General features: G+C 57.0%; 11 protein-coding genes. 7 read left to right on the top strand and 4 right to left on the bottom strand.

All coding sequences use genetic code 11. The annotated features are described in order from the left end of the window. The first annotated feature begins 152 nt into the window (after window positions 1–152). Both MFF13_RS13720 and MFF13_RS13715 read left to right on the top strand, forming a co-directional pair. Entirely contained in the window at window positions 153–557 is a 405-nt protein-coding gene (locus MFF13_RS13720) for a hypothetical protein (RefSeq protein ID WP_238272351.1), read from the top strand. 131 nt (window positions 558–688) lie between these two features. After that, window positions 689–1,141 (top strand): DUF1281 family ferredoxin-like fold protein, encoded by a 453-nt coding sequence (locus MFF13_RS13715; RefSeq protein WP_238272350.1) that lies wholly within the window; start codon window positions 689–691, stop codon window positions 1,139–1,141. 231 nt (window positions 1,142–1,372) lie between these two features. On the opposite strand, the gene ctrA is transcribed toward MFF13_RS13715, so the two are convergent. After that, a complete protein-coding gene (ctrA, locus tag MFF13_RS13710) occupies window positions 1,373–2,074 on the bottom strand; it encodes a response regulator transcription factor CtrA (protein WP_238272349.1) in 702 nt (233 codons plus the stop codon). 211 nt (window positions 2,075–2,285) lie between these two features. On the opposite strand from ctrA, the gene MFF13_RS13705 reads away from it, so the two are divergent. The 4 genes from MFF13_RS13705 (at window position 2,286) to MFF13_RS13690 (ending at window position 4,075) form a co-directional block, all read left to right on the top strand. Beyond that, window positions 2,286–2,678, top strand: coding sequence for a Ros/MucR family transcriptional regulator (locus tag MFF13_RS13705; RefSeq protein ID WP_238272348.1), 393 nt, complete (start codon window positions 2,286–2,288; stop codon window positions 2,676–2,678). Window positions 2,679–2,856: 178 nt separating this feature from the next. Beyond that, window positions 2,857–3,315 (top strand): hypothetical protein, encoded by a 459-nt coding sequence (locus MFF13_RS13700; RefSeq protein WP_238272347.1) that lies wholly within the window; start codon window positions 2,857–2,859, stop codon window positions 3,313–3,315. Then, on the top strand, window positions 3,312–3,461 hold the full coding sequence (locus MFF13_RS13695) for a hypothetical protein (protein ID WP_238272346.1): 150 nt from the start codon (window positions 3,312–3,314) through the stop codon (window positions 3,459–3,461). The genes MFF13_RS13700 and MFF13_RS13695 overlap by 4 nt, the downstream gene beginning before the upstream one ends. A gap of 161 nt (window positions 3,462–3,622) precedes the next feature. Next, window positions 3,623–4,075: a hypothetical protein gene (locus MFF13_RS13690; RefSeq protein WP_238272345.1), complete on the top strand. Its 453-nt coding sequence runs from the start codon at window positions 3,623–3,625 to the stop codon at window positions 4,073–4,075. Here the strand turns inward: MFF13_RS13690 and MFF13_RS13685 are convergent. From MFF13_RS13685 to MFF13_RS13675, 3 genes are read right to left on the bottom strand one after another with little or no spacing between them, the layout of a single operon-like run. After that, window positions 4,048–4,491 (bottom strand): hypothetical protein, encoded by a 444-nt coding sequence (locus tag MFF13_RS13685; RefSeq protein ID WP_238272344.1) that lies wholly within the window; start codon window positions 4,489–4,491, stop codon window positions 4,048–4,050. The two genes, MFF13_RS13690 and MFF13_RS13685, sit on opposite strands and share 28 nt — an antisense overlap. A gap of 26 nt (window positions 4,492–4,517) precedes the next feature. Beyond that, window positions 4,518–4,910: a type II toxin-antitoxin system VapC family toxin gene (locus tag MFF13_RS13680; RefSeq protein WP_238272343.1), complete on the bottom strand. Its 393-nt coding sequence runs from the start codon at window positions 4,908–4,910 to the stop codon at window positions 4,518–4,520. Further along, window positions 4,903–5,163 (bottom strand): AbrB/MazE/SpoVT family DNA-binding domain-containing protein, encoded by a 261-nt coding sequence (locus tag MFF13_RS13675; RefSeq protein WP_238272342.1) that lies wholly within the window; start codon window positions 5,161–5,163, stop codon window positions 4,903–4,905. Before MFF13_RS13675 ends, MFF13_RS13680 begins: the two co-directional genes overlap by 8 nt. A gap of 422 nt (window positions 5,164–5,585) precedes the next feature. On the opposite strand from MFF13_RS13675, the gene MFF13_RS13670 reads away from it, so the two are divergent. Next, window positions 5,586–6,206 (top strand): recombinase family protein, encoded by a 621-nt coding sequence (locus MFF13_RS13670; protein WP_238272341.1) that lies wholly within the window; start codon window positions 5,586–5,588, stop codon window positions 6,204–6,206. The last annotated feature ends 218 nt before the right edge of the window (window positions 6,207–6,424 follow it).

Raw genomic sequence — 6,424 nt, 5'->3', positions numbered from 1 at the left:
TCCGATGAATAAGACGGGCTAAATACGGATCCCATTTCAGTCCAGAAGAAGCTACTCAAATTGCATGGGAATTCCATAATGCGGAGCAGCTCGGCCCATTAGCAAGCCGCTACGCGGCAGCCGGATGGGAAAGTGCAACGACGACAGCTATCTTGGTTCGAGACGATGAAGCATTCCGCACATTTCTTGATAGCTATGACGTCGTTTACACTGAAACCAACGGCGCATTTCTCCTTTATATCGGAGCAGGTAGCTTATGGCCTATGGCAAATGAAGAAGATACATCATATAAAGACGGATTTAATAATCTAGACTACTATGAAGAAGATATGGATGATGACGGTCAACCCTATGATCCACACTGGTTCTGGCGCCAGATCGTAACATTCATACAACCAAGTACTTACTTCCGCGTTATACATATCGGATTTACAGGATATTGGCCGATGAACCTTGATAGAGAAACGATTTATTACGCATTAGCAATCACTGTTCAAGCAAGTGGAGAAATCCTTGTGCAGGACTTTGAGGATTATCTCATTAACGTTCGACAATAATTATTTCATAGCCAATTTAATTTTATAGGAATTCAACTTAAAAAATGACTGATTGGGCGACTACAAATCTACATCTTTGTGGTTCTTGCGAAGATATTTCTGCCTTTCGATCTCAGTGTGTCAGAGAATACATGGACGGAGAGTATCTGACCACCGGTCTTGACTTTGAAGCGCTTATCTCAACACCGAATGTATTCCTTGAGTACTTTGCTAGTGGTAAGCAGGGTGCATCCTCCGAGCAGCCGCTTGTAGATGGTATGAGTTGGTATGCGTGGCGGTCTCAATTCTGGGGTACGAAATGGAATGCGCATGGCTTTAGAGAGATCTATTGCGATGATGAGTCATATGAATGCCTTTTCGATACGGCTTGGCGCTGTCCGGAACCTATCATAGCTGCTATCGCTGAGCGATACCCATCCTTCGAAGGCGTGACAGAAACGAAGTATTGGTCTACGATGACCATGCGTATAGGATCGATCAACGACGGGATTTTCTCGCTGGATGATAATGAGTACGACTTCGAGGACGGAAGCGAGGAAGATTTTGACGATGACGATGACGAGGGGGAGCGTTCTGAACTGTGATTAAAATAGGCAGCAAGTACACGCCGTCCTGGCGTGTACTTGCTGCGCACAAGGCTTTAACGCCTTGATAGCGGCGACGACCGCGGCTGCGGGCTACAGCATCGCCACCCGTGATGTCGGCGGTTTTGAAGCGTGCGGTCTGACGATCATCAATCCCTGGCAGGCTGCGGGGGGATGACGAATTCAACCACGAAGCCCGGAAGCTCGAGCCTACCTGGGCATCTTGCCGCGTCAGCTTGCGATAGCTTGCATTTGACTGACGCCTTCGCGCAGCACGTAGCCACGACCCCAGACTGTCTCGATGTAGTTCTTGCCGCCTGATGCGGTAGCAAGCTTCTTGCGCAGCTTGCAGACAAACACGTCGATGATTTTCAGCTCGGGCTCGTCCATGCCGCCGTAGAGATGGTTGAGGAACATCTCCTTGGTCAGTGTCGTGCCCTTTCGCAGGGCAAGGAGTTCCAGCATCTGGTACTCCTTGCCAGTGAGCGGAACCCGGTTCCCACCGATCGCGACAAGCTTCTGATCGAGGTTGACGACCATGTCGTCGATCGTCACGGTCGCCTCGGCATGCCCTTGCGAGCGGCGGACGATCGCCTGGATACGGGCGACGAGCTCATCCCGGTGGAACGGCTTGGTGAGGTAGTCGTCGGCGCCAAAGCCGAGGCCCTTCACCTTGTCTTCGATGCTGGCCATCCCTGAGAGGATCAGGATCGGGGTCTTCACCTTGGCCACGCGAAGGCTGCGCAGCACCTCGTAGCCGGACATGTCGGGGAGCGTCAGGTCGAGCAGGATGATGTCGTAGTCGTAGAGCTTGCCTAGATCGATCCCCTCCTCACCGAGATCGGTGACGAAGGGATTGAACCCGGCCGTCTTCAGCATCAGCTCGATGCTCTGCGCCACCGCCGCATCGTCCTCGATCAGCAGAACCCGCATCGTCCGTCCCCGTAAGTGTTAATATCCACTAATGCGTGATCCTTAACAAATCCCTGTTTTGCAGTAGGGTCCGTATAAACGCCTTATTGGCCCATATTAGACTTGTTGTTCCGCCAAAAAATAATTAAGAAAGGCCATATCAGTTGATTATAGGGCAGTATATTTCATATTTGACGAAGCAGTGGCAGACACAAATAGCAACGTTTTGGCGATGGCAGCCGATATCGTCTTAGCCTATGTCTTGAACAATCACGTTCAAGCTGGCGAGCTTCCGAACTTGATTGCCAGCGTCCATGCTTCCTTGAGCCAACTCGGCGGTGAGGAGCCGACGGCCGCGTCCGAACCTGAGAAGCTGACGCCCGCTCAGATCCGCAAGTCGATCACCCCAGATGCGATCATCAGCTTCGAGGACGACAAGACGATGCGGCGTCATCTTACCCTACGCGGCCTGACACCGGAGGCCTACCGCGCCAAGTGGGGCCTGCCTGCCGACTACCCGATGGTGACCACGAGCTACTCGGCAAAGCGCTCCGAACTCGCCAAGAGCCTGGGTTTGGGTCAGCAGCGGCGCAAGTTGGCACCGGACGCGGCCGATGGACCGTGAGGGGAATGGGCCTGGAGCGCCTAGGCCACAGGGTTAATGAAGCGTTGCCGTTCGCCTCTTGTTCCCGTTGTGGAAAACCCACGAAGCGGTCAGTTTGCCCCTTGTAGCGGGACACAGCATGCACATTCGAGCCGGGGAGCGGCTGCGCCTTACACTGTGGGGCGCGGGGAGCCGCGCTATGGTCAGTCTTAACACCTACGCGGTGACACAGCCCGCGCTAGAGGGGCTTGATCCAACCGAGGACGGCTTCCACCACGACGTCACGTCGTGGCTGCATGACGGCTTCAACACCCTGACGGTCGTGCTAATGGGGCCGCCTGGCAAAGTGCCGTTGCGCATGGTGGTCACGCATGGCGACCAGGCCGAGCACGTGCTTGATGAGGCCGACTTTCTGCCACTGGCAACACCATGGCGGCTCTGGACGCTCCGCATCGAGCGGGTACTGGTGCCCAGCCAGCATCTCTCCGGCCTTCGTCACACCCACGCAAAGCAGGCGGCCAACAATCAAATCACGCCGAGTGCTGGAGGGGGCGGCATGTCCTTGCGCGTCGACCAGACCAGGGCACCAGCTTCGTTGGTCAGCATCGCCACACCAGTCCAGCCCTCGAAGATCGCCTCAGCGAGAAACCTCCCTTGAGCGATCGCCTGATCCCCCGAGCTCGCCTCGATGTGGATGTGCCGCGTCTCGATACGCCCATCACCATCGCAAGGACGGCGCAGGATCCGAAGTTCGAACCCGGAGGTGAGCACGCCTGCAAGCTGTGGCATGGCGTCAATTCGTAAAACGATTTGTTTCACAATGACATAGCCAAACAGGCGTGGTCAGATCTCTTTTTGGATGTTGAGGGCCTTCTTTTTCGAGAAACACGCCGAACCAGGATCGATCGTGTCTCTGCCGTGGCTCGGGCCGATCTCAATCTGTGACGATGTGAGGATGTGAACGCGTGCCTATCCCCCAGCGCCAGCTCGCTGCATCGATCCGGACTGCGCTGCATATCGCTGATCGCGATGCGATCGCCGCTTTCGTCTTGGACGAGGGCACGGTGTTTGCGCCCAACAATCCGTTCGCGCGAACCAGTGTCGGTGCACAGAGACAGGTTTGGGCCAGCTACCAGCGCGAGTTCTACTTCTCGAACATCGCTTCTCTTGGGCTGGCGTGTTTGATGAATGCCTTATGCGCACGTCCCGATGACGAGGCGATTGTTCAGGAGATCCTCCAGGCCGATGGCTGCCGTGCTTACGTGTATCACCCGGGCGACGGCTGCCAGATTGTCGGGGCCGTGCTGCATGCCAAGGGGACCGGAGCCCTGCCAGTGATCAAGCCACTTCCACGAGGCGGCCGGCGGGGCAGGGGGCAGAGATCGGCGCTTCAGCTCGATTTGTTTGCGGTCGGGTAGAGCCCCCGAAACAGGTCCCCCATCGCCCGACAGTGAAACAGGGTGCGCCAGCGTCGACGCCGATGCTCGGGGCGATCGTGGTTGATGTGACAGCGTTGGCAGAAGGCTGCGAGGTTGCGGTCGAGATTGTTGGTGGTGTCGTGATCGCGGTGTGCGGCAGCCAGCACAACGCGGGTCGTACGGATGCGACCGAGATCTTCGATCGTCGGCAGGCTGCGCAGCGTACGGCCCTGTCCATCGCGCCAGGCTCCGATGCTGGCATCCCACCAGCGCCCATCACCGAGATGGTACACGGTCAGCCCATGGGGCCGACCGCAGCCCTCGCAGGCGCCACCCGCCCGCCCGAAGCGGATCGCCGCTGAGAGTTGCGGCCAGTCGATGGGATAAAAGAAGCGATGCTCGCGCCGGATCGGCATTGTTCAGGAGATCCTCCAGTGACGTCTCATGGGAGGATTTCGATGGTGATCCTAAGGCTTTTGGGGAGGTCAGCCCAGGCTTTCTGAGTGGTGAGCGCGACAGCATTTCGCTGCTGTGCGAGGGCAAGGCAGGCATGATCGCTGAGGGAGAGATCGAACGCCTTGAGAAGCGGTCTCAGCATGCCGGCGGCTTGAGCTTGAGCATCGTCGAAGGGATCGACCCGTAGGTGAAGCCCCCCGACGGCCTGGGCGATGCGGTGTTGGGAGCCGCCGGCTTCAGCGAGGTCGGCATAAACTTCGGACAGAGCGACGGCGCTGATCCAGGCGCGTGGCAGGACCGTGATCACACGTTGCGTCCCGGCTTCGCCCTTGAGCAGGCAGAGAAGGGCTGAGGCATCGAGGACGAACGCCTCAATCATGCTCGGCTTCCTGGTGCGGATCGTTTGCACCATCCTGGCTCAACGTATTTTCATCTAATGCTTCGTCGGGTCGGAATGTGCCGACGATCGATTGAGCCAGGCGGACGGCCGAGGTCAGCGATCGGACATAAAGTCCGTCCTCATCTAGTTCGATGATGACGGTATCGCCGACTTCGATCCCGAGCTTGCGCCGAAACGCAGCAGGAATGATCAGCTTACCCCCATCGATAATTTTGACTGCCTGAGATGGCATGAGGACCTATCAACTCGTACCTGAATGTCATTTCATACCCAAATCTGCATATGACATCAAGACGGTATGGCTCAAACCAGCGAACTATGGTCGTGGATCTGCGCATATGCTCAAACTTCAGCTCTGCTCGCAATCCAGTTTTGGGATGGAATGTCAGTGAGTGACCAAAAGCGCATCGCTACCGTATCTCATGTCACTTAATGATGGTTCGCCGACAATGGCAGAGCGTAGAATTTATGACGATTTATGATACAACAGCTCAGCCGTTCGGGGTCCATCGTTCCATCTGTCTCGCAATCGCTCGTTTGCGTGACAGACGTGAACCGGCGAACGGTCGGTGACTGTACACATTCAACACTCAGCGCCTGCCTCGCCTTCGATCGCCGAACTCTAATACGCACCTACTCCAGGATCTCGACCTTATGCTGCTCGGCTACATGCGCGTTTCCAAGGCCGACGGCTCGCAGACCACCGACCTCCAGCGTGATGCCCTACTCACCGCCGGTGTCGAACCCGACCGGTTCTACGAAGACTTCGCATCAGGCAAACGCGACAGCCGCCCTGGGCTCGACGCTTGCCTCAAGGCCCTGCGTGAGGGGGATACCCTCGCGATCTGGAAGCTTGATCGCCTCGGCCGCGACCTGCGCCACCTCGTCAATACCGTCCATGATCTCACCAAGCGTGGGGTTGGGCTCAAGGTCCTCACCGGCCAAGGGGCCAACATCGACACCACCACCGCCAACGGCCGGCTAGTGTTCGGGATCTTTGCGGCGTTGGCGGAATTCGAACGCGAGTTGATCATTGAGCGGACCAAGGCCGGCCTTGCCTCAGCGCGTGCCAGAGGCAGGAACGGAGGTCGCAAGCCGAAGATGACGGCTGCCAAACTCCGCCTCGCACAAGCTGCGATGGGTCAACCGGAGACCAAGGTCTCTGACCTCTGCGCGGAACTCGGCATCACTCGCCAAACCCTCTATCGACACGTCGATCCCAAGGGTCAGTTCAGAGCCGACGCTCTCAAGATCCTCGGGCAAAAGGTTGTCTGATCAATGTCGATGCTGCTGGGGATTTGCCGACAATAGAATGCTGGCCACGGTTTCCCGACAGAGATAAAACCGGTCCAGGCTTTGGATCGGCGGCTCACGTCAACCGTCGGGTAAACGGCGTTTTCCGGACGCATAGCTTTTGAGGTTGCCCGTCCTTCGAGCGCACCAGACTGCAGATAATGCAGCAGGGGATCGATGGTAAGCGGTGTCTGGACGGC

The organism is Methylobacterium cerastii (assembly GCF_022179125.1).
Lineage (GTDB): Bacteria > Pseudomonadota > Alphaproteobacteria > Rhizobiales > Beijerinckiaceae > Methylobacterium > Methylobacterium cerastii.
Note: the sequence above shows the minus strand (reverse complement) of the source record. Positions and strands in the feature narration are given on the sequence as shown.